Source organism: Methyloversatilis universalis FAM5 (genome assembly GCF_000214035.2).
In the GTDB taxonomy this organism is placed as follows: Bacteria; Pseudomonadota; Gammaproteobacteria; order Burkholderiales; family Rhodocyclaceae; genus Methyloversatilis; species Methyloversatilis universalis.
The window spans coordinates 46009-71893 of the sequence record NZ_AFHG01000029.1 but is presented as its reverse complement, the minus strand read 5'-3'; the positions used below and the strand labels follow the sequence as shown (position 1 = coordinate 71893).

Sequence of the window (25885 nt, the reverse complement as noted above, 5' to 3'; positions counted from 1 at the left end):
AAACGGGAATACTGAACATCATGTTTGCCTCTCTTTCCAATCCGCGCATGGCATACAGCCAGGCAGGCGTAGAAGCCCGGGTCGCCAGCGCAGACCCGCATCAGCTCATCCTGATGCTGTACGACGGCGCGCTGATGGCGATCGCCACCGCCAGTCACCAGATGGACATCGGTGACGTTGCGGGCAAGGGTCAGTCCATCTCGCGCGCGATCGACATCATCGGCAATGGCCTGAAGGTCAGTCTGGACATGGAAGCCGGTGGCGAGCTGTCGCAGCGCATGTACTCACTTTACGAATACATGTGCATGCGGCTGCTGCATGCCAATTCGCAGAACGATCGCTCTGCGCTGACCGAAGTCAGCGCCCTGCTGGGCGAACTGCGGAGCGCATGGGAAGAGATCCGGCAAAAATTGGCGCAAGGCGCGCCGGTTTGACCGGAAACGGTTGAAATAGCGCTGTAAAAATCGGCCAGATGCACGCCTTGAACACCGGATGTGGCGGTAGGCTTGCGGCAGGTTTGGATGCCCGGCGGCTCGGCCTCCGGCGCCCCTCATGACAAGACGGTTCGGACACATGAACTCACTGATACTGCTCGAAAACATGCGCCAGATCGCCAGCGACATGGTCGAGGCCGCTCGTGCCAACGACTGGGATCGTCTGGTCGCGCTCGAACAGACCGTGGCAGCGATGCGCAACAGCCTCGCCGCCAACGACGAGCCGTCATCGTCGCCGGCAGAACGGGCGCGCAAGTTCGACCTGATGAAGCAGATCATCGCCGACGACGCAGAAGTGCGCCGTCACGTCGAACCCTGGATGCAGCAGGTCAAGAGCTATCTCGGCCGGCTGCCCGCGGGAACGGCGGAGAACAGCTGAAAGCGGCATGAACAACCTGCTGCCAGGGCTCGCACAGCGTCTGGCGGCGCTGACCCGCGACGCAGTCCAGACCACTGGGTCGATTGCGGCGATCACGGACCAGCTTCCCGAATTCCAGCCGGGCGAACGCTATACCGCCCGCATCCTCCAGTCCCTGCGTGACGGCCTGATACGCGCCGACATCGGGGGACAGACCGTCACCGTAAAGCTGCCGGAAGGCGCACCGCTGCCACAGGGCAGCACCGTCACGCTGACCCACGTCGAGCGCTCCGCGCAGACGCTGGTTGCCACACTGGACCGAGACGCCCAGCCGTCGGCGCCCGCCAATGCGGCGCCCCGGAGCGACGATGCCGATCCGGTCCGCCTGAGTACCCCGGGACGCACCATCGCCAGCCTGCTCGACGATCCACCACCCCAGCCGCCGAGGCTGGCGAACGGTCAGCCCCTGCTGGACCCGGCCCGCATGCTCGATCCGAGTACCGGCGTGCCCACCGGCAATGCCATGCCCCAGATCGCCGGCCGGCTGGCGCAGGCGATTGGCGACAGCGGTCTGTTCTACGAATCGCACCAGGCGCAATGGGTGGCCGGCCAACGACCGATCGAAGCGAGTGCCGCAGAACCGCAGCGCGCGTTCGACCCCGGTCTTCCGCAGCCCGCAGCAGCCGATCGCAGCGCGGGCCTGGCCCCTGCACCGACGGGTCTGCCCGGGGCGGCGGGCGCGACCGACGAAGCACCGGTCCAGACGCCCGACGGCGACGGCGGCGAACCGCCCGCCGTGCGCAGCGAAAGCACCTTAAGGTCACGGGACGACGCGAACCGCGCCGACAACGGCCCACCCGCCGAACTGCGGCCTCTGGTGCAGAACCAGTTGCTCGGCCTTGCCCAGCATACGCTGGCATGGGAGGGGCTGGCCTGGCCCGGCCAGCCGATGCGACTCGAAATCGACGACCCGCAGCCCGAACGCAGTGGCAGCGGCGAAGCGGGCGCTGACGAAGGTGCGCCGGAAGTGCCCTGGACCACACGCGTGCGCATGGTGCTGCCCGGCCTGGGCGAGATCGAGACTTCACTCACGCTGTGGAACCGGGACCATGCGCTCACGCTGGGCATTGCCGCCGACGGCGACGCACGCCTGCGCATGGGCGCGGCGCTGCTCGATCTGCAGCAGCGCATGACCGACGCCGGATTGCGGCTGGGAACCGTCAACTTCAGCGACGCGCCGCTGCCCGACGATGAAGCCGGAGCCGCCGCATGAACACCTCTCCCCGCGCCCAGGCGGTCGCGCTGGCCTATGGCGCCGGTGACGCCGCTCCGCGCGTGGTCGCCAAGGGGCGCGGCATGGTGGCTGACGAAATCATCCGCCGCGCACGCGAAGCCGGCGTGTTCGTTCATGAGTCGCGGGAGATGGTGTCGCTGCTGATGGGACTGGACCTGGATCAGCGCATTCCGCCCGAACTGTATGTGGCGGTTGCGGAACTGCTGGCCTGGATCTATCGCATCGAGAACGGAATGTCCGGCCTGCCCGCCCCAACCGTTAAACTGCCGCCTGCCCAGACGTGATTTCCCGTGCGGGGGCCGCTCGCCTCCGCACTTTCGTGACAGGAATGCCTGAATGACCGACGCCATCCGCTTCGATCTGCTCGAGGCCGACGATTTCGCACGCTACGTGCTGGACGGCCAGACCGATATCGCCTTCTACCTGCGCGCGATGAAGGACAAGCGCGTCAATCTGTCCGTCTATGCCGGGCGGGCGCCGACCCCTTTCCTGACCGCCGTGCTGGCGGTCGACGATGCCCGCGGCACGCTGGTGCTGGACGCGCCGCGCGACCTCGCACTGCTCGATCAGGCCGCTTCGGCCTCGCCGCTGGTGGTGCTCACCTCGCTGGAAAAGGTGAAGATCCAGTTCATGGTGGAACGCGGCACGGTGATCGACCACGAAGGTCACCCGGCGCTGGAACTGCCCTTCCCCAGCCGCATGCTGCGTCTGCAGCGTCGCGACTACTACCGCCTCATCCTGCCGCCCAACCCGCCGCTGCGCTGCCTGATGCCCTCGCCCGACGGCGAAAGCCGCATGGTCGATGCCGCAGTGGTCGATATTTCCGGCGGGGGTCTGGCAGTCATCGTGCCGCCCAGCGGCCTGGACGTGAAGGTGGACAGCGTGATCGACAACTGCCAGATCACGTTGCCGGAACTGGGCACGGTCACCGCCACGCTGCAGGTGCGCAACATGTTCCGGGTGACCGAGCGCGGCGGCACCGAACTGCGGGCCGGCTGCCAGTTCATCGGCCTGCCGGCGGCCGCCGATGCGCTGATCCAGCGCTACATCCTGCGCATGGAACGCGACCGCAACGCCCGTCAGGGCGCCTGACCGGGGCTGCAGCGGCCCGGCCGGATGAAGCTTTCGTGACAGCTGCATCCGTTTCCGGCCCTCCTGTGTAGAGCGGGGGACAACTCACCGATGGTGACGCGTCCCTCTTCAACCGCACTGCACAGGAAAGGTCAGACATGTCCGTACGCCTCGTCACGGCGCTCGCCGCCACGCTCGGCTTTGCCGCCCACTCCGCCCACGCCGCCGATTTCATCGGTCTCACCACCGGCAACCAGATCGGCATGATCAGCAGCGCCAATCCGGGAGCCGCCAGCTTCACTGCGATTTCCGGTCTGGCCGCCGGCGAGCGCATGCTCGGCATCGATCTGCGGCCCAGCAACAACATGGTCTACGGGGTATCCAGCCTGAACCGGCTGTACACTCTGAACGCCGCGACCGGTGCCGCCAGCTTCGTCACCGCGCTGAACAGCGCCATCATCAATACCGGCATCGCCTACGGCATCGACTTCAACCCGGTGGCCGACATCAACGGGGCGGCTTCGCTGCGTTTCGTGAGCCAGGCTGGCAACAACTACGCGATCAACGCCAGTACCGGCGCGGTTGGCAATCTGGGCGGCGTGATCCAGAGCGGCATCACCGCGGTCGCCTACAGCAACTCCGATGCATCGAAGCCCACCATGGCACCCGCGTCGACCACGCTGTATTACATCAACACCGCCACCGACAGCCTGCTGTTCGCGCCCTCCGCCTTCAACGCCCCGACGCTGACCCAGGTGGGTTCGCTGGGCCTGGGCGCCGACGTGATCGGCGCCAACGGCTTCGAAATCGACGCAATGGGCCGCGGCTGGGCCGCCCTGACGCTGGATAACGGTGACAGCGGGCTCTACATGATCAATCTCGCGACCGGAGCGGCCACGCTGTCCGGCGCACTGAACGCCAATCTGCGCGGGCTGACCTCGACCCCGTTCACGGCGCCGGTGCCTGAACCCGAAAGCTATGCGCTGATGCTGGCCGGACTGGGCCTGATCGGTGCCGCGGCGCGCCGTCGCATGACGCGCAGCTGATCTCTTCCGCCTCCGTGCGCGGCCTGCTCCCCCGGGTCGCGTTTCGGGCGCCGCCTGCGTGCGGCGCCCTTTTTCGTCATCCGACGCGCGCGCATCCACGCCGCCCGGCCGGCGCCGTCAGTCGAGGTCGAACTCGTCGTCCTGTTCAGGTACCACCGCGCGCCAGCCCAGTTCGCGTTCCAGCTTCTGGCGCAGGCTGTCGGCGGCGAGGGGTTCGCCGTGGGTGACGAAGACGCGCTCAGGCGCCCGGTCAAGCGGTCTGAGCCAGTCCAGCAGTTCGCGATAATCGGCATGGGCCGAGAGGCCTTCGATCTGGGCCACCTCGCAGCCTATCGGGGCGTCACGGCCGAAGATGCGCAGGCTGCGCGTACCCTTGAGCAGCGCATCGCCGCGTGTGCCTTCGGCCTGGTAACCGGCGATCACCACGGTATTGCGCGGATCGCCTCCGAAGGCCAGCAGGTGATGCAGGATGCGCCCGCCATTGAGCATGCCGGCGCCGGCCAGGATGATTTTCGGAAAGCGGTTGGCCGACAGCGCCTCGGAATCCTCGGGCGAGCGGGTATAGGTCACCATGGACTGCAGACGGTCGCAGGCGTCCGGCCCCAGACGGTGCTCGCCCTGAAAGTGGCGGAACACGCCGGTCACGTCTATTGCCATCGGGCTGTCGAGAAACACCGGCAGAGACGGGATGCGCTGTTCGTCCATCAGACGGGAAAGCAGATACATCAGCGCCTGGGTGCGTCCGACCGCGAACGAGGGCAGCAGCACGGTGCCGCCGCGCGACACCGTACGGTTCACGATGTCGGCCAGTGCGGCATACGGATCATGTTCCGGATGCAGACGGTCGCCATAGGTCGACTCCAGCACCAGCCAGTCGGTAGGCGCCAGCCGTTCCGGCGGCAGCATGACCGGGTCGTCCGGCCGTCCCACGTCGCCGCTGAAGCTGATGCTGCGCCCGGCGCATTCCACCCGTACGCTGGCCGCGCCGAGGATGTGACCGGCACGCTGGAAGGTGATCCGGAACGGCCCCACATCCACCGGCTCGCCGAAACCGGTGGCGCGGAACTGCTTCATCACCTGCCGCGCATCCTCCGCGGTGTAAAGCGGCTCGGCCGGATGGTGCTTGCTGTAGCCGTAGCGGTTGGCGTGACGCGCGTCCTCCTCCTGCAGATGGGCACTGTCTTCGAGCAGGATGTCGGCCAGCTCCCGCGTGGCCGACGTTGCCCACACCGGGCCGTGAAAACCCTCGCGCATCAGTCGCGGCAGAAAGCCGGAGTGGTCGAGGTGGGCGTGGGTGAGCACGACCGCGGAAAGGTCGCGCGGCGCAACCGGAAACGGCTTCCAGTTGCGGCTGCGGATGTTCTTCACCCCCTGGAACAGGCCGCAATCGACCAGCAGCCGGTGAGCACCGTGGGTGAGCAGGTAGCGCGAACCGGTGACGGTGGCCGCTGCGCCAAGAAATCGTATTTTCATGCGTCGCCTCCTGCAGCGCAGTGTAGAACGCCTGAACGGACGAAAACCCGGTGCGAAAAAAAACCGGCCCGAAGGCCGGTTTGCGTGACGTCAGGGCCGTGGCCTCAGACGCTCATGTTCATGATGTCCTGGTACGCATTCACCAGCTTGTTGCGGACCTGCACCATCTGCTGGAAGGACAGGCTGGCTTTCTGGGACGCGATCATCACGTCCTGCAGATTGGCTTCGGTATTGCTGCCGGTAATGAAGCCCTCGGACATCTTCTGCGCTTCCTGCTGGGCGGCATTGACCTGCTCGATCGCATTCTTCAGCGCCTCGCCGAAATCGGCGCCACCGGCAGCCGCATCGACCTTGCCGACCGGCTTGTTGCCGGCGACCTGCGCGGTCGAGCGCAGTTCGGTAATCATCTGGTTCAGGCTGGTGTTCATGCACGTTCTCCTGTGTCCACCGGCAAAAAATGCCGGCCGCGGACGACCCGGGTAGGTATTTCGGGGGTTTGCCCCCTGTTCAGCAGATTCCTTGCAATATCCGGGCCAGATTCGACTCGCGGGCTGCCTAGCCTTCGCGCAGCAGTCCGTCCGCCTTGTAGCGGGCAAGTTTATACCGCAGCGTGCGTTCGGAAATACCCAGTTTCTCGATCGCCTTCTTGCGCGAACCGCCGACCGCAGCCAGCGTTTCGAGGATGAGGTCGCGCTCCATGTCGCGCACCGACTTCACCTTGACCGGCGCGTCCGGCGTGGCATTGAGCGGTGCGTCGTTGGCCGCGGACGGCGCTGCCGGCGCACTGTTCACCGGCGCCGGCTCGGCCAGCGGCCGGCCGGCCGGCCGCTGGCTGCCGAGCACGATATGTTCCGCCTCCACCGTATCGTCCGGCGCCAGGATGGCGGCGCGCTGCATGGTGTTTTCGAGCTCGCGCACATTGCCGGGCCAGTCGTGGGCGGCAAGGATTGCCGCTGCCGATTCGCCCAGCTTGAGCGCCCTGCCCTGCGCCTTGGCGCAGCCGGCGAGGAAGTGACGCGCCAGCGGCACGATATCGCCCGGACGTTCGCGCAGCGACGGAATCGCGATCGGGAACACGTTCAGCCGGTAATACAGATCCTCCCGGAAGCGACCGACGCGGGCTTCGGCCTCCATGTCGCGGTTGCTGGTGGCCAGTACGCGAATGTCCAGCGGCACCGGTTTCTTGCCGCCGACGCGCTCGACCTCGCGCTCCTGCAGCACGCGCAGCAGCTTGGCCTGCAGCGACAGCGGCATTTCGGAAATTTCGTCCAGCAGCAGCGTGCCGCCGTCCGCCTGCTCGAACTTGCCGGCCTGGGCGGTGGTGGCGCCGGTAAAGGCGCCCTTCTCGTAGCCGAACAGCGTGGCTTCAAGCAGATTGTCCGGAATGGCGGCGCAGTTGATCGCGATGAAGGGCTTTGCGGCGCGCGGTGACTGCTGATGGATGTAGCGCGCGAATACTTCCTTGCCGGTGCCGGATTCGCCGGTCAGCAGCACGGTCGCCTCGGATTTCGCGACGCGCGAGGCCAGACCGAGCACCTGACGGGTGCGCGGGTCTTCCGCCACCATGTCGGTCGGGGTCACCACCGGCGCCGCATAGCGCTCGATGTGGGCCAGCAGCACGTCCGGTTCGAAGGGCTTGAGCAGGAAGTCGCAGGCGCCGGCGCGCATGGCCGCCACCGCCTTTTCGACGTCGCCGAAGGCGGTCATGAGCAGCACCGGCAGCGCCGGCTCGCGGGCGCGGATTTCCTTCAGCAGCGTCAGGCCGTCCATCGGCAGCATCTTGAGGTCGGTGATGACCAGATTCAGCGCGTGCTCGCCGGTGTTGCGCTCCAGCATGCGCAGGGCCTGCGGGCCGTCGGCCGCGCCGATCACGCGGTGGCCGGCGCATTCGATCGCCAGGCACAGCGCATCGCGCAGATTGGGTTCGTCCTCGACCACCAGGATGTTCAGCTTTTCGCTCATTGCCCGTTCTCCAGCACAACTTCTTCCGGCGTCTGCACAGGCAGACGCAGGGTGAAACGGCTGCCCGCGCCGGGCGCGGACTCGCATTCGATGTCGCCGCCGTGCACGCGGGCCACACCGCGTGCAATCGCCAGCCCCAGCCCGGTCCCGTCCTCACGTGTGGTGAAGAAGGGCTCGAACAATCTTTCCTGTATCTCGCGCGGGATGCCGCGACCGTTGTCACGCACCACGAAACCGACCTCGTTGCCGGCAAAATCGACCGACAGGCCGACTTCTCCGCCGCCGACGCAGGCCTGTACCGCGTTCTCCAGCAGGCTCACCAGCGCACTGGCCACCGCCTTGCGATCGCCGGACACGGTGCCGGCTGACGGCGGCGTGACGGTCAGCGTCACGCCGGCCTGGCGCGCCACCGGCTCCACCGTGTGCTGCAGTTCGTCTACCAGCGCGGCGACATCGATCGCTTCACGCCCGAGCACCTCGCCGCGCGCGAACATGAGGGTGTCGCGGATCAGCCGCTCCAGGTGGCGCAGCCTGTCCTGGGCGCGCGAGGCAATGGATTTGACGTCGGCAGGCGCCATTTCGCGCGAAAGGAGCGTGCCGACGTAGAGCGTGGCCGCCGCCAGCGGCGTGCGCAGCTGGTGCGCCAGTGAGGCGGCCATCTCACCCATGGCCGCCAGTCGTTCATTCCGTGCGGCCGCGATCTTCAGCGCGTGCTGGCGGGTCATGTCGTGCAGCAGCACGATGCGGGCATTGCCGCCGGCCAGTGCCGCTTCATTCATCGACAGCCGGCGTGGCTGTCCGTTCTCGCCGGTGCAGTCCCACTCGGCCGGCGCATCCGCCGGTAACAGCCGCGCGGCGCTGGCGCCCCATCCAGCGCCCGGCCGGGCGCCGACCATGTCCAGCGCGGCCGGGTTGGCCTCTTCAATCACGCCATTGCCATCGACCACCACCACGCCGGCAGGCAGCTGATTCAGCAGCGTGCTGAGGCGATCGGTGAGGCGAGCCTTCTCCTCGTACTGGCGACGCAGTTCGCCATTCGCCTGCGCCAGTTCCTCGGTCAGACTGGCCACCTGCTTTTCCAGCGCGCCATAGGCCTCGGTCAGTTCGGCCGACGCGGCGTTGAACAGGCGGAATGCTTCCGCCAGCCGCGCCGCCTCTTCCGGGGCGATGCGGGCGGGTTCTGCCGGGCTGACGGGCGGTTCGGACATGCGCACGGTGCAGAGGGATTGATCGACCGTTGCAGCGTAGCAAGCCGCCCATCGCCCCTAGGCCGGAATCAGCCGGCCAAAAACCCGCCTTATCCACAGACCGCCGCGCGCGGGACAGTCCGAAAATCCGTGCCATCCTCGCAGAAGTACCGGTCGTGCCCGCTGGATGGCACGGCCCGGCGAGCAACCGCAAGAGACGAACCATGGCCGAAGCCGTACTCGATCCGAACGCCGCACCGTCCGCCCTGCCCTCGACGCCGCTCGCGCTTGCGCAGCAGCGCCTGGCCGCGATGCCGATGCAGAAGAAAATGGCGCTGGCCGGCGGGCTGGCGATGGCGATCGCGCTGCTGGTCGGCCTGCTGCTGTGGAGCCGGGCGCCCAACTACGAGGTGCTGTTCTCCAACATCAACGACAAGGACGGCGGCGCCATCGTCGCAGCGCTGCAGCAGGCCAACGTTCCGTACAAATACTCGGAAGGCGGTCACGCCATCCTGGTGCCGTCGCAGTTCGTGCACGACACCCGGCTCAAGCTGGCCGCCCAGGGCCTGCCGCGTGGCGGATCGGTCGGCTTCGAACTGATGGAAAGCCAGAAGCTCGGCCAGTCCCAGTTTTCCGAACAGGTGACCTATCAGCGCGCACTGGAAGGCGAACTGGCGCGCACCATCGGTACGCTGGCTGCGGTCGATGGCGCCCGGGTGCATCTGGCCATTCCCAAGCAGAGCGCCTTCCTGCGCGACGACCAGAAGCCGTCGGCTTCGGTGGTGGTGAGCCTGCTCGGCGGCCGCACGCTGTCGCCGGAACAGGTCGGCGGCATCGTGCATCTGGTGGCCTCCAGCGTGCCGCAGCTGCAGCCGGCCGCGGTGTCGGTGCTGGACCAGAACGGCAATCTGCTGTCGAACAACCGCGACGCCAAGGACAATGCCTCGCTGAATCCGACCCAGCTCAAGTATGTGAGCGAGATCGAGGCCGCCACGATACGGCGCATCGAAGGCATCCTGGAACCGCTGGTGGGCCGCGGCAACTACCGGGTGCAGACCGCCGCCGACGTCGACTTCAACCAGGCTGAGCAGACCGCAGAAACCTACAAGCCGAACCCGCTGCCGCAGGCCGCCATCCGCAGCCAGCAGCTCAGCGAATCGGTGAGCAACCAGCCGAACGCGGGTGGCGTGCCGGGTGCGCTGACCAACCAGCCGCCGGCACCGGCCACCGCACCGATCACCACGCCGCCGGCGCCGGGCACGCCTGCACCGGCCACCGGCGCGGCCGGCGCCCAGGGTGCGCAGGCGGCGACCAGCGCGGCCGTTCCGATCAACAGCCGCAAGGATTCGACCACCAATTACGAACTGGACAAGACCGTCCAGCACGTGAAGCAGTCGGTGGGCCAGATCAAGCGGCTGTCGGTGGCGGTGCTGGTGAACCAGAAGGTCGAGACCGACAAGGACGGCAAGGCGGTGCCGGTGCCGCTGAAGGACGAGGAAATCCAGCGCATCACTGCACTGGCACGTGAAGCGATGGGCTTCAACGAGGCACGCGGCGACACGCTGAACGTGGCGTCCGCGCCCTTCACCGCAGTGGCCGAGCCCGAGCTCGATACCCCGATCTGGAAGGATCCGGAAACGATGGGCTTTGCGCGCGAGCTCATCAAGTACCTGCTGGTCGCCGGCGTTGCCGCCTACCTGCTGCTGGGCGTGCTGCGCCCGCTGGTACGCAGCCTGACCACGCCAGCGGACACCGAGGACGAAGAACCGGAAGTGCGCGACGTGACGCTGGACGAGAACGGCCAGCCGGTCGGTGCCCTGCAGGGCGGCGACGCCGCCCAGATCGAGATGTCGCCGGAGGCGCGTGCCCAGCTCGACTTCGAAACCAAGCTGGGTGCGGCACGCGAATACGCGAAGAACGATCCGAAGGCGGTGGCCGAAGTGATCAAGCACTGGGTGAGCGGCGATGAATGAAGAAGGCATTGAGCGGAGCGCGCTGCTGCTGGTGACGCTCGGTGAGGACGCGGCGGCCGAGGTGCTCAAGCATCTGGGTCCGCGCGAAGTGCAGAAGATCGGTACCGCGATGGCCGGGCTGAAGAATGTGCCGCGCGAGAAGGTGCAGGCGGTGCTCGATCTGTTCGACGAAGCCACGTCGGCCGGCAGCCGCCTGTCAGCCGACGAAACGCTGATCCGCAACATGCTCACCAAGGCGCTGGGTGAGGAACGCGCCGGCCACCTGCTGTCGCGCATCCTGAACGACTCGGATACCGCCGGCATCGAAGGCCTGAAGTGGCTGGACCCGGCCACCATCGCCAATCTGATCAAGAACGAACATCCGCAGATCATCGCCACCATCCTGACCCACCTGGAATTCGACCAGGCGGCCGAGGTGCTCAAGCTGTTCGCCGAACGACTGCGCAACGACGTGGTGCTGCGGATCGCGACCCTGGACGGTGTGCAGCCGGTGGCGCTGAAGGAACTGAACGACGCCATGTCGCGCGTGCTGTCCGGCTCGGCCAAGATGAAGAAAACCACGCTGGGCGGCATCAAGGCCACCGCGGAAATCCTCGGCTTCGTCGGCAGCGCCAACGAATCGGCCATTCTCGATGCGGTCAAGGAGTACGACGCCGACCTGGCGCAGAAGATCGTCGACGAAATGTTCGTGTTCGAGAACCTGCTCGACATCGACGACCGCGGCATCCAGACCCTGCTGCGCGAAGTCAGCGGCGACCAGCTGGTGCTGTCGCTCAAGGGTGCGTCGCCGGAACTGCGCGAGAAGATATTCAAGAACATGTCTTCGCGCGCCGCCGAATCGCTGCGCGAGGATCTGGAAGGTCGCGGTCCGGTCAAGCTGTCCGAGGTCGAGGCCGAACAGAAGGAAATCCTCAAGATCGCCCGCCGCCTCGCGGAAGAGGGCCAGATCGTCATGGGCGGCAAGGGCGGCGAGGAAATGCTGTAATCGGGGCATTCGCCCGACCGGCTCGACACCATGACAGGACAACACTTTTCCGCCTGGCAGCTGCCGGTGTTCGACGCACCGCAGTCGCCTGCCCCTGCCGCACCTGCGCCATCCGCGGTCGAAATCGACCTGCCGCCGGCGGTAGACGCTGAGCCGGCCGACGCGGTCGCGGTCGACAGCGCGGAGGTGAGCGAGGAAGAGATTCCGGCCTTTCGCCTGCCCACCGCGGACGACATCGAGAAGCTGCAGCAGGAAGCGCACCGCGAAGGCTATGCGGCCGGCTACGAGGAAGGCACCGCCCGCGTGCGCATGGAAGCGATGCGCCTGCACAGCGCCGTCGAACAGCTGGAAGAGGCGCTGGCCGCGCTCGATACCTCGATCGCGCGCGAGGTGCTCAATCTCAGCGTCGAAATCGCCCGCAACGTGGTGCGCCAGACCATACGTGTGAACCCCGAAGCGGTGATCGCGGTGGTGCGCGAGGCCATCAACCAGCTGCCGCACCAGCACACCGCCATCTATCTGAATCCGGAAGACGCATCGGTGGTGCGCAGCCACATCGGCGACCAGCTTACCCACGCCGGCCACCGCATCTTCGAGGACGTCACGATTGCCCGGGGCGGCTGCAAGGTGGAAGCAGGCGGCAGCCAGATCGACGCCACCGTGCCCACGCGCTGGCGCCGCATTGTCGAATCGCTGGTCGACGGCGCGGAATGGATGGACCATGAGTGACAGCGTGACCGACGAGGTGCTCCTTACCCAAGGCGAGCGCGCCGAAGACGCCAGCGATGCGGTCAATCCGCACATCGGCAAGTGGGCCGGTTTCCTGTCCGACTGCGGCACGCTGGCCGGCCGGGTAAGCCCGTATCAGCACGCCGGCCGCCTGACCCGCATCAACGGACTGGTGATGGAAGCCGCCGGCCTCAAGCTGCCGCTCGGGTCGGGCTGCCGCATCATGGTGCCCGGCGGCAACAGCTGCGAGGCGGAAGTGGTCGGCTTCAACGGCGAAAAGCTGTTCATGATGCCGACCGACGACGTGGTCGGCCTCGCGCCCGGGGCACAGGTCATTCCGCTGGAAACCGCGCCGCAGCGCCCCACCACCACCGAACGTCTTGAGCCGCGCCGGCGCGCGTCCGACCGCGCCAAGCACCTGCCGGTCGGCGATGCGCTGCTCGGCCGCGTGGTCGATGGCGCAGGCCGTCCGCTCGACGGGATGGGTCCGATCGTGACCCGTCATTCGCGTTCGGTGGCCAGCCGCGCGGTGAACCCGCTGCTGCGCGAACCGATCAAGCGCACGATGGATACCGGCATACGGTCGATCAATTCGCTGCTCACCGTCGGCCGCGGTCAGCGCATCGGCCTGTTCGCGGGTTCCGGCGTCGGCAAGTCGGTGCTGCTGGGCATGATGGCCCGCTTCACGTCGGCCGAGGTGGTCGTGGTCGGGCTGATCGGCGAACGGGGCCGCGAGGTGAAGGAATTCATCGAACAGATCCTGGGCGCTGCCGGGCTGCAGCGTTCGGTCGTGGTGGCGGCACCGGCGGACACCAGCCCGCTGATGCGGCTGCAGGGCGCAGCCTACGCCACGACGGTGGCCGAGTGGTTCCGCGACCAGGGCCGCCATGTGCTGCTCATCATGGATTCGCTCACCCGTTACGCGATGGCGCAGCGCGAGATCGCGCTGGCCATCGGCGAACCGCCGGTCACGCGCGGTTATCCGCCGAGCGTGTTCGCACGGCTGCCGCAGCTGGTCGAGCGGGCCGGCAACGGCCCGGAAGGCGGCGGTTCGATCACCGCGTTCTACACGGTGCTGGCCGAGGGCGACGACCAGCAGGATCCGATCGCCGACTCGGCGCGCGCCATCCTGGACGGTCACTTCGTGCTCACCCGCCAGCTCGCCGATTCCGGCCACTATCCGGCGATCGACATCGAACAGTCGGTGTCGCGCGCGATGCACGGTCTGGTCAAACCCAGCCACTTCGATCTGGTGCGCCGCTTCAAGGGCCTGTGGTCGCGCTATCAGCGGGCACGCGACCTGATCGCGGTCGGTGCCTACGCCCCCGGGTCCGATCCGCAGCTCGACCAGGCGGTGAACATGTTCCCGACGCTTGAAGCCTTCCTGCAGCAGCGCATGGACGAGCGCGAGGGCTATGAAGACGCGGTGCTCAAACTGCACCAGATCTTCGGACTTACCCCCTGACCTTCACGCGGACGGATTGCAAAAATCCGTGGCAAGCCGAAAATGCTTGACTCAGATCACGCCTGAACCCGGCGTGCGGATAGAATCTGCCGGACCATGGCTGACGCATTCCGACTCCAATCCATACTCGACCTGAGCATCACCCGCATGGACGAGGCCGCCAAGGCCCTCGCCGCGCTGATGGCCAGCGAGAAGGATCAGACCCAGAAGCTCCAGATGCTCGAGCAGTATCGTGCCGAGTATCAGGGGCAGTTCATGGCGGCCGCACGTACCGGCCTCACGCCCAACCAGTGGTCGAACTACCGCGCCTTCCTGGCGCGCATCGACGACGCCATCGTCCATCAGCAGCGCCAGGTCGATCACTCCCGCGACCGCGCACAGGCCGGACAGCGCGAATGGCTGGATACCCGCACCCGGGTGAAGGCCTTCGAAACCCTGTCCGACCGCCATCAGGTCACGGTGCAGCGCAAGCAGGCCAAGGCGGAACAGCGGGTAGCCGACGACCGCTCCGGTCGTCAGGTGAATCAGGACTGAAACGAGCGCCTCAGCACACTCAAGGCTGGCACGGATAGTGCTCTGAAGCCTCCGTCACAGGAGACTTCAACATGCCTGATATCGCACTGAACATTCCCACGAGCGCCACGCCACTGGCGGGTTCCGCCCCGGTCAGCGAAGCACGCGCAGTCACCGGCGAGCTGGGCGCGGAAGACGCGGCCAGCTTTGCCAATCTGCTCAAGGACAATCTGCAGGCCAGCCAGGGCAAGGAATTGCCGCCCGGACTGCTGGCCGACCTCATGGCCGATGCCATGAAGCCGGACGAGGACGTGCAGACCCTGATCACCAGCGAGGACCTGCCGGCAGGCGCCGAAGCCATGGCCGCCGCGCTGCTGCTGGCACCGGCGCTGCAGCAGGCAGAAGCCCTCAAGGGCATGCAGCCTTCAGGCGACGCGGCGGACGACGCGCTGGCGTCGGCCACCGAAGGGGGTAGCCGCGCAAAGGGTGACGATCTTGCCGCCCTGTCGCGGCAGGCGGCAGGGATTGCCGCCGAGGGCGGCAGCGCGGCCGATGCCGCCGGCAAAGCGGTGCCGGAACTGGAGCGCGCCAACGAACTGCTCAAGGACAGCTTCGCCGACGGCACCTCAGGTACGCTGCAGCATGCACAGCACGCGGATTTCCGCGCGCACATGGCCGCCGCCCAGGCGCCGAAGACCGAAATGGCGGTGGCCACGCCGATCACTCATCCGGGCTGGGCGGAAGACGTCGGCCACCAGATCACCTGGCTGGCTGAACAGGGCACGAGCAAGGCGGAGCTGGTGCTCACGCCGCCGCATCTGGGTCGCATCGAGATCAAGCTCGAAATCGGCACCGACCTCAGTACCGCGCAGTTCGTATCGGCCAGCCCGCAGGTGCGCGAGGCGCTCGAACAGGCCATGCCGCGACTGCGCGAAATGCTCGCCCAGAGCGGCATTTCGCTGGGCGAAGCCAATGTGAGCAGCGACCAGCCTTCGCGCGACGGCGGCAGCGGCGGTGATTCCCGCGGTCAGCGGGGTCGCGACAGCGGTGGCGATATCGCGGTCGCCCCGGCGGCCCGGCGCGGCGTCGGCCTGGTCGATCTGTTTGCCTGAGGCGGACCGAAAGCGCACGCCCTGAAGGTCTGATTGCACCTGTTGAGTCAGAAAACGGCACCAGCTCTAAAAAAACGGAACATTCAGCCGTTATTCGGACATTGAAAGGCATCAGTGCCCGCCGACAATTCCGATTCAGACAGGAGCAGACGAAATGGCCAAAGCCGCCGCAACCCCGGAAGACGCTGGAGCAGAGGCCCCCAAGAAGGGCAACAAGATGCTCATCATCATCATCGCCGTGCTGGTGGTGGTGATCGTGGGTGGCGCCGCCGCGTTCTTCCTGATGGGTAACAAGCACGCGGACGAGGGCGAGGATGGGGGCGACGAGGTGGTGGCCGAAGAGGACCATGACGCCGCGGCCAAGGAAGCCAGGAAGGCCAAGCTGAAGAAGAAGAAGGAAGCCGAAGCCAAGGGTCTGCCGCCGGTGTTCGTCGAACTCGACCCCTTCACGGTCAATCTGCAGGCGGAAAGCGCGACCGATCAGTATCTGCAGGTGAAGGCGACGCTGCGGGTCGATGAACAGCATGCGGCCGATCATCTGAAGGCCTACATGCCGGAAATCCGCCACAAGGTGCTGCTGCTGCTGTCGGGCAAGAAGGCGTCCGAGCTGGCCACACCGGATGGCCGCGAACAGCTGGCCGAAGAAGTGAAGCACGCGGTCAATGCCATCGTCGGCGAGGTGCCGAAGAGCCGCAAGGGTGAGCCGCAGGAGCCGATCGGTCCGGTCGAGGCGGTGCTGTTCACCTCATTCATCGTGCAGTGATGTCACGGCCGGCATAGCGCAACAGGCACAGACGAGGTCGAACATGTCCGACTTTCTTTCCCAGGAAGAGGTGGATGCCCTGCTCAAGGGCGTCACCGGCGAAACCGACGAGACAGTCCAGGAAGAGGACACCGGCGGCGTACGCCCGTACAACCTGGGGACCCAGGAAAGAATCGTCCGCGGGCGCATGCCCACGCTGGAACTGATCCACGAGCGCTTCGCCCGCTACCTGCGCATCGGCCTGTTCAATTTCATGCAGCGGAGCGCCGAAATCTCGCTCGGGCCGATCCGCGTCCAGAAGTATTCGGAATTCATCCGCAACCTGGTGGTGCCGACCAATCTGAATCTGGTCCAGGTCAAGCCGCTGCGCGGCACCGGGCTGGTGGTGTTCGACCCCAATCTGGTCTTTCTGGTCATCGACAACATGTTCGGGGGCGATGGCCGCTTCCACACCCGGGTCGAGGGCCGCGATTTCACGCTGACCGAACAGCGCATCATCCACGGGCTGCTGGAAGTGTTCTTCGCGGAATACGAGCGCTCCTGGGAACCGGTGCACGCGATCAAGTTCGAGTACATCCGCTCGGAAATGAATTCGCAGTTCGCCAACATCGCCACCCCGTCGGAAATCGTCGTGGCGGCCACCTTCACCGTCGAACTGGGCGGCGTATCGGCGGAAATGCACATCTGCCTGCCCTACTCCATGGTCGAGCCGCTGCGCGACACTCTGAACTCGTCGATGCAGAGCGACAGCGTCAGTTCGGACAACCGCTGGATACGCCTGCTCACCCGCCAGGTGCAGGACGCGGCGGTGGAACTGGTGGTGCATCTCGGTGACGGATCGCTCACGCTGGGCGGTCTGAACAGCCTAAAGGTCGGCGACATCATTCCGATAACCATTCCAGAAACGGTCAAAGCCGAAGTCGATGGCATCGATGTTCTGGAGTGCAGGTACGGCATACAGAACGGCCATTACGCACTGAAGATCGAGCGCTTCATGGCCGGTGAGGAAGAACTGATCGAGCACGCGCTCGGCGCGCGCAGCAAGAACACAGGTGAGGAACAGCCATGAGCGAAGCCGCTGCAGAAGACCAGGTCAGCGAGGACGACTGGGCCGCCGCGATGGCGGAACAGACCACCGCTGAAGAAGCGCTGGCCGCACTCGATTCCGGTGCGCCCGCCGCCGCGCAACCGGCCAACATCTTCCCCCAGTTCGGGGAAAGCGCGCACAAGCCGGACGAAGGCCTGCGCGACTTCGAAATGATTCTGGACATTCCGGTCCAGCTCACCGTCGAACTGGGCCGTACCAAGATTTCCATTCGCAACCTGCTGCAGCTGGGCCACGGCTCTGTGGTGGAACTGGACGGAATGGCCGGCGAACCGATGGACGTGCTGGTGAATGGCACCCTGATCGCACAGGGTGAGGTGGTGGTGGTGAACGACAAGTTCGGCATCCGCCTGACCGACATCATCACCCCGGCAGAGCGCATGAAGAAGCTCAAGCGCTGACGAACACCTCCTCCTGATCCCGGACATGGATCAGGCTTCGGGCGACCCGCGGGTCGCCCTTTTTGTTTCCGCTGCAACAACGAAAAAAGCGGCAGGGATCAGGGCACCACGCCCTGATCCCTGACGCTCTCTCTTTCCGACCTCTCGCGTCCGCTTCGCGGGTGTCCCGCGGCTCACTCCAGCCGTGGCGTACCGTCGGGGGCAACCAGCGGCAGGGTGGCGTCGCTTTCGTCCTTCAGGCCGACCCCGGTCAGCTGCAGTACGCCGGCCTGCTGCATCAGCCAGTTCAGGCGGTAGGCGGCAGCGCCATAGGGCTGGCCTTCCGGCCGCACGTTCGAAATGCAGTTGCGCTCGGCATCCGAGCGGCCCACGCGCGGCGCCCAGGTCAGGTAGATGCCCAGGCTGTCCGGCGAACTGAGGCCCGGCCGCTCGCCGATCAGCATGGCCACCATGCGCGCGCCCAGCGCCTCGCCCACTTCGTCGGCCAGCGCCACCCGGGCCTGACTGGCGATCACCACCGGCGCGATGCACCAGTCCTCCGGCAGCAGCGGATACAGCGCACCGAGCAGCGGTACCGCGTGCCGTGCCACCGCGGCGGACGACAGGCCGTCGCCGATCACGATCGCCAGATCGCAGCCCTCGCCACGCATGCCGTCCAGCCGCACCCGGTCGTCGGCGTCGAGCCGGCGGCCCAGATCGGGGCGGCGCAGATAGGTTTCACGGTCCGGCGCCCGGCTTTTCACCGGCAGTGCCGGCCAGCCCTGGGCATTCAGTTCGGCCGCCAGCGCGGCCACGTCCAGCGGCGTATGGATGGCGTCGCGCGCAAGCGCGTGCGCCAGCCCGAAGCCCAGGGCTTCGGCGGTGGGCACCGAGGTACCCACGCGGCCCAGACCGATGCGCGCCGAAGTCCAGGTCTTCCACAGCGCCCAGGCGTCACCGTTGTCGCTCAGGGCGGACTGCTTGTCATCATCAGCCATCGGAACTCTCTTCGCTTCACGTGGGCGGTACCGCTGCATGCGCCGCGGCACCGCCCGCACATCAGAACGCCTTGGTGACGCTCACGAACACCTTGTCCTTCGCGATATCGGAGGTCGAGCGGCCATTGTCCAGACTGACGAAGTCCTTGTACGCGTTCGGCTCGCTGGACGCCGAATAGAACAGACCGGCCGACCAGCCGTCGGGCAGCGTGCGGGTGACGCCGACCTTGTAGTAGCTGATGTCCAGCCCGGTCGAATGACGCACGATCTGGCGACCGATCTGGCCGCTCACGTTCCAGCCTTCGGCCACATCGTAGGCCGCGTTCAGTTCGAAGTAGTGCGAACCGCGGGTGTTTCCGGTGACGCCGGCATTCAGGTCGCCGAAGAAACCGCCATTGACCGGCGAGTTGTTGGTGCTCCAGCCGAAATACTCATTCAGCGTGCGACCGGTCTTGAAGGTGAGCCATTCCCAGCTCACTGCCACATAGGCTTCGGCGGTGTCGAGACGGTTGCGGGCGTTGAAGCCGGTAAAGGGCGAATCGCTCCAGTTGGCGCCCGGATACATGTAATACACCGCGCCGACATCGACGCCGAAGGTGTCGGCGACCTTGGTGCGGTAGCCGCCGTAGAGGTCGGTTTCAACCGCCGCGCCCGGCAGCCAGTGGTCGGACACGTTGGAAGCGAAGAAACCGGCGTAGAAGCCGGAACTGTGCGCCGCCTCGATGCTCACCTGCAGCGCCGGGCCGCCCCAGGTCTGGGACTGGCCGCGGAAGATGTAGTCGCTGACCAGGGTGACGCTCATCGGCACGGTCCAGTCGGAGGCCGGTGCCGGGTCGGCGGCATGCGCGGCCGGCAGCAGGCCGAGGGCTGCGCAGGCGGCAGCGAGGATGCGGATGCGTGTGTTCATCGTGACTCCAGTTTTCGTAAGGGGATTCGGTTCCGTTCAGGCCGCGCGCGGTGTCGGCAGCGCGGCCAGCGACGAAAAGCCATCGACCAGTGCGCGACCGCTGCCGCGCAGCAGTTCGCCGGTCGGGTCGGTGAGGCCGATGGACTGCAGCCAGCGCTCGAATTCGGGCGCGCGCTTCAGGCCCAGCGTGCGGCGCAGGAACAGCGCGTCGTGGAAGGAGGTGCTCTGGTAATTGAGCATGATGTCGTCCGCCCCCGGCACGCCGATCACGAACGGAATGCCGGCGGCGCCGAGCAGCACCAGCAGCGTGTCCATGTCGTCCTGGTCGGCTTCGGCGTGGTTGGTGTAGCAGACGTCGCAGCCCAGCGGCAGGCCGAGCAGCTTGCCGCAGAAGTGGTCCTCCAGCCCGGCGCGGATGATCTGCTTGCCGTCGTACAGATACTCCGGACCGATGAAGCCGACCACGGTGTTGATCAGCAGCGGCTTGTAGCGACGCGCCACCGCATAGGCGCGCGCCTCGCAGGTCTGCTGGTCCACACCGTGGTGGGCGTTGGCCGACAGCGCGCTGCCCTGTCCGGTCTCGAAGTACATGACGTTGTCGCCGAGCGTGCCGCGGCCGAGCGACAGCGCAGCCTGGTAAGCCTCGTCCAGCACCGCCAGGCTGACGCCGAACGAGCTGTTCGTCTTTTCGGTGCCGCCGACCGACTGGAACACCAGATCCACCGGCGCGCCCTGCTCGATCAGCTTCACCGTATTGGTCACGTGGGTCAGCACGCAGCTCTGGGTCGGAATGTCGAAGCGCTCGATCAGCTCGTCCAGCATGGACAGCAGATTGTGGATGGCCGGCAGACTGTCGGAGGCCGGGTTGATGCCGATCACCGCGTCGCCGGCCCCGCACAGCAGGCCGTCCAGCGTCGAGGCGGCCACGCCGCGCAGATCGTCGGTCGGATGATTGGGCTGAAGCCGCACCGCAAGATGGCCGGGCAGGCCGATGGTGTTGCGGAACTGCGTCACCACACGGCATTTGCGCGCCACCGCGATCAGGTCCTGGTTGCGCATGAGCTTGCTCACCGCCGCCACCATTTCCGGCGTCAGGCCCGGCGACACCGCGCTCAGCGCGTCGGCGTCGGCCGCGTCGTCCAGCAGCCATTCGCGGAAACCGCCCACGGTCAGGTGGGCGATGGTCGCGAAGGCGGCGCGGTCATGGCTGTCGATGATGAGGCGGGTGATTTCGTCCTCCTCGTACGGCACCAGCGCCTCGTTCAGGAAAGTGGTCAGCGGGATGTCGGCCAGCGCGTGCCGCGCCGCCACCCGGCGCAGCGCCGAACCGGCCGCCACGCCGGCCAGCACGTCGCCGGAGCGGGCCGGGCTGGCGCAGGCCATCACCGTTTTCAGGTCGGGGAAGGTGAAGGTTTCACCTCCCACCATGACGCGATACGCCATGTCGTTCTCCTCAGCGGCTGCCTGCCAGCATCGCGTCTTCCGGCGCATCGGCGCGCTGCTGGCCGGTCAGGAAGAAGTAGGCGGCGGCCAGTGCGAACAGGCCCAGGAACACGCCGGCCAGCAGGGTGTTGAACCACACCATCGCCCCCAGGCAGAACACGCCGAGCGCCAGCGCGATCGCCGGGAATACCGGATAGAACGGCGCGCGGTACGGACGTTCCAGATCGGGCTCGGTGGCACGCAGCTTGAACAGCGACGCCATGGACATGATGTACATGACGATGGCACCGAACACCGACATGGTCACGATGTTGGCGGTCAGCGTCTGGCCGCCGAAGCTGATCCAGGAGTCGCTGAAGATGGCGGCCACGCCGATCACGCCACCGGCCAGCAGCGCGCGGTGCGGCGTCTGGAAGCGCGGGCTGAGCGCGGCGAAGTAGGACGGCAGGTAGCCAGCGCGGGCCAGCGCAAAGATCTGGCGCGAGTAGCCCATGATGATGCCGTGGAAAGAGGCGATCAGACCGAACAGGCCGATCCACACCAGCATGTGCAGCCAGCCGCTGTTGTCGCCGACCACCGCCTTCATCGCCTGCGGCAGCGGGTCGTTGATGTTGGCCAGCTGGCGCCAGTCGCCGACACCGCCAGCGAACAGCATGACGCCGAAGGCGAGCGTGAGCAGGGTCAGGATGCCGGCGATGTAGGCGACCGGAATGGTGCGCTTCGGGTCCCGTGCCTCTTCGGCTGCCATGGCTGCGCCTTCGATCGCCAGGAAGAACCAGATCGCGAACGGAATGGAGGCGAAAATGCCGGCCAGCGCGGCGCCGGAGAACTCGTTCTCGCCAGACCAGCCGTGGGCGATGAAGTTGTCGAAGCTCCAGCCGGGGGCCACGATGCCCATGAACAGCAGCAGTTCGAAGATGGCCAGCAGGGTCACGAACAGCTCGAAGGTCGCCGCGATGCTGACACCCACCCAGTTCAGCGCGATGAACACCACATAGGCGCCGAGCGCGATCATTTTCGGATCGACGCTGGGGAACTGCACGTTCAGATAGGCGCCGATGGCCAGCGAAATGGCCGGTGGCGCGAACACGAACTCGACCAGTGTGGCAAAGCCGGCGACAAAGCCGCCGAAAGGCCCGAAGGCACGGCGCGCGTAGGCGAACGGACCGCCAGCATGCGGAATCGCGGTCGACAGTTCGGTGAAGCTGAAGATGAAGGTCGCGTACATCGCGGCCACCAGCACGGTCGCCGCCAGAAAGCCCAGCGTGCCGGCGGTGTTCCAGCCATAGCTCCAGCCGAAGTACTCGCCCGAAATGACCAGGCCGACCGCGATGCCCCACAGCTGCAGCGGGCCCAGCACCTTTTTCAGCGACTGCGGACCACCCTGCCCCGCATTCAGTGTTGACGACATGTTTTTTTCTCCCGGATCCGTTCCGCCCCACGCGGAACCTTTTTCCATTCGAGCACCGGGGATGGAATCCCGACTATCCGGAATCGGAAAAGTCGTGTGCGGCGCACTATCCGGAATCGGAAAACCTGAGGTCGCCGTCTGGCACGGCTGATGCTAAATCCCCGTAACAACGGTACATTCCTGTTCGCGCGAGCGACAGGAGGAGAAGCTCAAATGGGACAGAACGACTTCGCGCCAGCACGGAATCCGGAACACGCCGACAGAAGCGTGCCGGGTGACGGCATCCGCATCAGCCGCAGCCACGACGTGGCCGAGCATGCGGACAATATTTCGCGCTGGCATCAGGAATACGAGCAGTTGTCGGGCGGTGTGTTCACCGGCTGCATCCGTGAACGGCTGGCCGAGGAAGGCCCGCGGCTGCAGGTTTTCCACGAGTACACCGAGCAGGAAACCAGCCAGCAGTGCGGCCCCTGGGCCGGCTCGGTATGGATGGGCCTGCCCGATCTGTCGCGCACCGGTGAAGTGCGTTTCTGCGGCCGGCCGCACAGCGATGGGGTGCATCTGATGATGGCGCGCGCCAGCAGCGGCTTCACGCTGCGCACGCCGCGCGACTTTGGCATCTACGGCATCGTGGCCGACGAGGACTGGCTGGCCGCCCGGCTGAAGGGCCAGCACGGCCACCGGCTGGAACACCTGATCACCCATGGCTCGGTCGCCAGCCGCGCGATCAGCCCGGCGCGGCACAGCGAACTGTGTTTCCTGATAGAGGGCCTGCTGGATCCGGCCGGCGCGACCACGCCTTCGGGCGATCTGTGCGCCGATCTGGTCGACCTGCTGCTGGACAGCCTGGGCGACAGCCCCGAGCCGCCGGCCCGCACCGCGCTCGAACAGCGCCGCTTTGACGTGGTGATGCAGGCACGCCGCTTCGCGCTGCAGCCGGAATCGGCGATGGACGGTGTCGATGATCTGTGCGAGCGGCTGCATGTCACCCGCCGCACGCTGCAGAACCACTTCAACACCGTGCTCGGCATGGCGCCCAAGGACTACCTGAAGCGGGTACGCCTGAACGCGGTACGGCGTGCGCTGCAGTACGGCAGCGATCCGGCGCGCAGCGTGCACGACGTCGCCATGCACTGGGGCTTCTGGCATCTGGGCCACTTCTCGCACGACTACCGCGAACTGTTCGGCGAACTGCCCTCGGCCACGCTCAAGCGCTCGCTGTCCGGCGTCTGAACCCGGCTTTCATCCGCCGCGCGCAAACAAAAAGGGCGACCGCTTGCGCGGCCGCCCTGCACCCACCTGTCTCACGACAGTTGGGCGTTTGAATCAGGTCTGAATCAGGTCTTCGGTTTTTCCGGCTGGGAGCTCTGGGGTTTGGCGTCACCGTGCTTGTCGCCCGGGCAGGCAAAAACGGCGGCAGACGACGCAAACATCGCCAGCCCCAGCAGGATCGCGAGACGTTTCATCACGGATCACCTCCTTTCGTGGTTGAAGAGCCTTTACGATAGGCGCTCCCCCGCCCCCGATCAAGCAAGGATTGTCACCGCATGCTGCACTGGCTTCGGCGCGCGTTCGCGCCGTCCGAACCCGACCTGCCCGAGGTGCCGGCCGCCCAGTGGGCGCGCATCGAGGCCCGGCTGCCCTTTCTCGATTTCCTCGACCCGGTCGACCGCCCGGCGCTGCGCGAACTGGCGCGCCGCTTCGTCGCGACCAAGGAATTCCACGGCGCGCACGACACCGCACTGAGCGACGACATGCTGCTGGAGATAGCGCTGCAGGCCTGTCTGCCGGTGCTGCGTCTCGGTCTGGACTGGTACGACGACTGGGTGGGCGTAGTCGTCTATCCGGGCGATTTCATCGTGCCCCGGCGGGTGACCGACGACGTCGGCGTGGTGCATGAGTACGAGGACACGCTGGTGGGCGAGGCCTGGGAAGGCGGCCCGGTGCTGCTGTCGTGGCAGCCGGAATCGCTGGCGGCCGACGGCATCAATGTGGTGATCCACGAATTCGCGCACAAGCTGGACATGCGCAATGGCGAGGCGGACGGCCTGCCGCCGCTGCACGCCGGCATGAGCGTGCAGCGCTGGGCACGCGTGTGGTCGACGGCCTACGAACGCTTCTGCGCCGACGTGGACGCCGGCGTGGACACCGGCATCGACCCCTACGCCGCGGAAAGCCCGGCCGAGTTTTTCGCGGTCATGTCCGAGTGCTTCTTCGAGATTCCGGATCTGATCCAGCAGACCTGGCCGGATCTGTACGAGCAGCTCGCGCAGTTCTACCGGCTGGATCTGGCGCCGCGCGCCCGCGCGCTGTTTCCACCGACCGCCCCGTGATCGAGGAACTGTTCGCCTGGGCGCGGCTGGACTGCCTGCCCGCGGCACAGCGTCTGGGCCTGCGCCGCGAAGCGGCGGCGCTCGCGGTGCGGCACCGCCGCCTGCGCACCCACTGGGCCGGGCATGTCGAGCAGACCCGCAGCGCCCTGCTCGCGTCCGCCCGCCTTGCCGCCATGTCGCCGGACGCCCCGCGGCGCGCCTGGATCATGGGCGCCGGCCTGCTGCAGGATGTGCCGCTGCAGGCGGTGCTCGAACTGTTCGACACGGTCGATCTCGTCGACGTGTGCTTCGGCCCGGTGGCCCGCGCCGAAGCTGCCCGCCACCCAGGCCGGGTGCGCTGCGTGCACCAGGACGTGAGCGGCGTGCTCGACGACCTGTCGCGTGACCCGCTGCAGGCCGCGCCCGCGATGCCGGCCGACGCCTGGTGCGCCTCGGTGAACCTGCTGTCGCAGCTGCCGCTGCTGCCGTGCTCGGCGCGGCTGGATCGCGGCGACAGCGACGCCGGCGTCGAACGCTACGGCGCGTCGATACAGCAGGCCCACGTCGACGCGCTGAGCCGCGTGCCGCATGCCTGCCTCATCATCGAATACGCGCAGACCCGGCCGGACACGCCGGACGAGGTACTGCTGCCGGGCCTGCCGGTGCGCCTCGCAGCCGGGGGCTGGAGCGCCGGTCCGCACTGGCACTGGCCGCTGAATCCCGCTGGCGAAACCGCCGAACCGTCCGGGCGGGCCATGCAGGCCTGGTGGCGCACCGGAACGCACACTGACCCGCGCTAGGCACCCGCCCGGATCGGGGCTGCTCCCCTCGGCCAGTGGCGGCGTGCTTCCGCCCGGAGGGCGACCGGTGTCGCTGCTGACCTTGAGAGGCCTGATCCGCGCAG

At 66.8% G+C, this 25885-nt stretch carries 27 protein-coding genes; 18 read left to right on the top strand and 9 right to left on the bottom strand.

The features are described 5' to 3' along the window. Positions 1–47 precede the first annotated feature (47 nt). The 6 genes from fliS (at position 48) to METUNV1_RS01600 (ending at position 4263) form a co-directional block, all read left to right on the top strand. Positions 48–434 carry a flagellar export chaperone FliS gene (gene fliS / locus METUNV1_RS01625; RefSeq protein ID WP_081471306.1) on the top strand — a complete coding sequence of 129 codons (387 nt, stop codon included), beginning with the start codon at positions 48–50 and terminating at the stop codon, positions 432–434. Positions 435–573: 139 nt separating this feature from the next. Then, positions 574–873 carry a flagellar protein FliT gene (locus METUNV1_RS01620; protein WP_008058197.1) on the top strand — a complete coding sequence of 100 codons (300 nt, stop codon included), beginning with the start codon at positions 574–576 and terminating at the stop codon, positions 871–873. 7 nt (positions 874–880) lie between these two features. After that, positions 881–2125, top strand: a complete 1245-nt coding sequence (locus METUNV1_RS01615) for a flagellar hook-length control protein FliK (protein ID WP_008058196.1) — start codon at positions 881–883, stop codon at positions 2123–2125. Further along, positions 2122–2430 (top strand): EscU/YscU/HrcU family type III secretion system export apparatus switch protein, encoded by a 309-nt coding sequence (locus METUNV1_RS01610; protein ID WP_008058195.1) that lies wholly within the window; start codon positions 2122–2124, stop codon positions 2428–2430. The genes METUNV1_RS01615 and METUNV1_RS01610 overlap by 4 nt, the downstream gene beginning before the upstream one ends. 52 nt (positions 2431–2482) lie before the next feature. Next, positions 2483–3238 carry a flagellar brake protein gene (locus METUNV1_RS01605; protein WP_008058194.1) on the top strand — a complete coding sequence of 252 codons (756 nt, stop codon included), beginning with the start codon at positions 2483–2485 and terminating at the stop codon, positions 3236–3238. Between the two features lie 137 nt (positions 3239–3375). Next, positions 3376–4263, top strand: a complete 888-nt coding sequence (locus METUNV1_RS01600) for a DUF4394 domain-containing protein (protein WP_008058193.1) — start codon at positions 3376–3378, stop codon at positions 4261–4263. 117 nt (positions 4264–4380) lie between these two features. Here METUNV1_RS01600 and METUNV1_RS01595 read toward each other — a convergent pair whose 3' ends face one another. The 4 genes from METUNV1_RS01595 to METUNV1_RS01580 form a co-directional block, all read right to left on the bottom strand. Then, positions 4381–5736, bottom strand: a complete 1356-nt coding sequence (locus METUNV1_RS01595; RefSeq protein WP_008058192.1) for an MBL fold metallo-hydrolase RNA specificity domain-containing protein — start codon at positions 5734–5736, stop codon at positions 4381–4383. A 104-nt stretch (positions 5737–5840) separates the two neighbouring features. Beyond that, positions 5841–6164, bottom strand: a complete 324-nt coding sequence (gene fliE, locus METUNV1_RS01590; RefSeq protein WP_008058190.1) for a flagellar hook-basal body complex protein FliE — start codon at positions 6162–6164, stop codon at positions 5841–5843. A gap of 127 nt (positions 6165–6291) precedes the next feature. Next, positions 6292–7698 carry a sigma-54-dependent transcriptional regulator gene (locus METUNV1_RS01585; protein ID WP_008058188.1) on the bottom strand — a complete coding sequence of 469 codons (1407 nt, stop codon included), beginning with the start codon at positions 7696–7698 and terminating at the stop codon, positions 6292–6294. Next, positions 7695–8906 carry a sensor histidine kinase gene (locus METUNV1_RS01580; RefSeq protein ID WP_008058186.1) on the bottom strand — a complete coding sequence of 404 codons (1212 nt, stop codon included), beginning with the start codon at positions 8904–8906 and terminating at the stop codon, positions 7695–7697. Before METUNV1_RS01580 ends, METUNV1_RS01585 begins: the two co-directional genes overlap by 4 nt. Positions 8907–9109: 203 nt before the next feature. Here METUNV1_RS01580 and fliF point away from each other — a divergent pair, with 203 nt between their 5' ends. The 9 genes from fliF to fliN all read left to right on the top strand — a co-directional run bounded on the left by fliF (position 9110) and on the right by fliN (position 17931). Beyond that, positions 9110–10858, top strand: coding sequence for a flagellar basal-body MS-ring/collar protein FliF (gene fliF / locus METUNV1_RS01575; RefSeq protein ID WP_008058184.1), 1749 nt, complete (start codon positions 9110–9112; stop codon positions 10856–10858). Further along, complete coding sequence (gene fliG, locus METUNV1_RS01570) at positions 10851–11843, top strand: flagellar motor switch protein FliG (RefSeq protein ID WP_008058182.1); 993 nt, start codon at positions 10851–10853, stop codon at positions 11841–11843. The genes fliF and fliG overlap by 8 nt, the downstream gene beginning before the upstream one ends. Before the next feature lie 30 nt (positions 11844–11873). After that, complete coding sequence (locus METUNV1_RS01565) at positions 11874–12572, top strand: flagellar assembly protein FliH (protein WP_008058180.1); 699 nt, start codon at positions 11874–11876, stop codon at positions 12570–12572. Beyond that, the gene (gene fliI, locus METUNV1_RS01560; protein ID WP_008058178.1) at positions 12565–14037 is read left to right on the top strand and encodes a flagellar protein export ATPase FliI; all 1473 of its coding nucleotides are present in this window, start codon (positions 12565–12567) and stop codon (positions 14035–14037) included. The genes METUNV1_RS01565 and fliI overlap by 8 nt, the downstream gene beginning before the upstream one ends. A 96-nt stretch (positions 14038–14133) precedes the next feature. Then, a complete protein-coding gene (fliJ, locus tag METUNV1_RS01555) occupies positions 14134–14571 on the top strand; it encodes a flagellar export protein FliJ (protein ID WP_008058176.1) in 438 nt (145 codons plus the stop codon). A 71-nt stretch (positions 14572–14642) separates the two neighbouring features. Continuing rightward, positions 14643–15662 carry a flagellar hook-length control protein FliK gene (locus METUNV1_RS01550; protein ID WP_008058175.1) on the top strand — a complete coding sequence of 340 codons (1020 nt, stop codon included), beginning with the start codon at positions 14643–14645 and terminating at the stop codon, positions 15660–15662. Between the two features lie 154 nt (positions 15663–15816). Beyond that, on the top strand, positions 15817–16425 hold the full coding sequence (locus METUNV1_RS01545) for a flagellar basal body-associated FliL family protein (RefSeq protein ID WP_008058163.1): 609 nt from the start codon (positions 15817–15819) through the stop codon (positions 16423–16425). Between the two features lie 43 nt (positions 16426–16468). Then, the gene (gene fliM / locus METUNV1_RS01540) at positions 16469–17494 is read left to right on the top strand and encodes a flagellar motor switch protein FliM (RefSeq protein WP_008058161.1); all 1026 of its coding nucleotides are present in this window, start codon (positions 16469–16471) and stop codon (positions 17492–17494) included. Then, the gene (gene fliN, locus METUNV1_RS01535; RefSeq protein ID WP_008058159.1) at positions 17491–17931 is read left to right on the top strand and encodes a flagellar motor switch protein FliN; all 441 of its coding nucleotides are present in this window, start codon (positions 17491–17493) and stop codon (positions 17929–17931) included. The genes fliM and fliN overlap by 4 nt, the downstream gene beginning before the upstream one ends. 173 nt (positions 17932–18104) lie before the next feature. Here the strand turns inward: fliN and eutC are convergent, their stop codons facing one another. From eutC to eat, 4 genes are all read right to left on the bottom strand, one after another. Then, on the bottom strand, positions 18105–18908 hold the full coding sequence (gene eutC, locus METUNV1_RS01530) for an ethanolamine ammonia-lyase subunit EutC (protein ID WP_008058158.1): 804 nt from the start codon (positions 18906–18908) through the stop codon (positions 18105–18107). 61 nt (positions 18909–18969) lie between these two features. Continuing rightward, the gene (locus tag METUNV1_RS01525) at positions 18970–19815 is read right to left on the bottom strand and encodes a TorF family putative porin (RefSeq protein WP_008058157.1); all 846 of its coding nucleotides are present in this window, start codon (positions 19813–19815) and stop codon (positions 18970–18972) included. A 36-nt stretch (positions 19816–19851) separates the two neighbouring features. Continuing rightward, positions 19852–21258 carry an ethanolamine ammonia-lyase subunit EutB gene (locus tag METUNV1_RS01520; protein ID WP_008058156.1) on the bottom strand — a complete coding sequence of 469 codons (1407 nt, stop codon included), beginning with the start codon at positions 21256–21258 and terminating at the stop codon, positions 19852–19854. Positions 21259–21268: 10 nt separating this feature from the next. Continuing rightward, the gene (eat, locus tag METUNV1_RS01515; RefSeq protein ID WP_008058154.1) at positions 21269–22669 is read right to left on the bottom strand and encodes an ethanolamine permease; all 1401 of its coding nucleotides are present in this window, start codon (positions 22667–22669) and stop codon (positions 21269–21271) included. 213 nt (positions 22670–22882) lie between these two features. On the opposite strand from eat, the gene METUNV1_RS01510 reads away from it, so the two are divergent. Then, positions 22883–23902, top strand: a complete 1020-nt coding sequence (locus METUNV1_RS01510; RefSeq protein WP_008058152.1) for a helix-turn-helix domain-containing protein — start codon at positions 22883–22885, stop codon at positions 23900–23902. A 104-nt stretch (positions 23903–24006) separates the two neighbouring features. Here METUNV1_RS01510 and METUNV1_RS20075 read toward each other — a convergent pair whose 3' ends face one another. Further along, positions 24007–24138 (bottom strand): hypothetical protein, encoded by a 132-nt coding sequence (locus METUNV1_RS20075; protein WP_269746540.1) that lies wholly within the window; start codon positions 24136–24138, stop codon positions 24007–24009. A gap of 78 nt (positions 24139–24216) precedes the next feature. Between METUNV1_RS20075 and METUNV1_RS01505 the strand changes: the two genes are divergently transcribed. Continuing rightward, complete coding sequence (locus tag METUNV1_RS01505; RefSeq protein ID WP_008058150.1) at positions 24217–25002, top strand: M90 family metallopeptidase; 786 nt, start codon at positions 24217–24219, stop codon at positions 25000–25002. Then, complete coding sequence (locus METUNV1_RS01500) at positions 24999–25781, top strand: hypothetical protein (protein ID WP_008058148.1); 783 nt, start codon at positions 24999–25001, stop codon at positions 25779–25781. The genes METUNV1_RS01505 and METUNV1_RS01500 overlap by 4 nt, the downstream gene beginning before the upstream one ends. Positions 25782–25885: the final 104 nt, after the last annotated feature.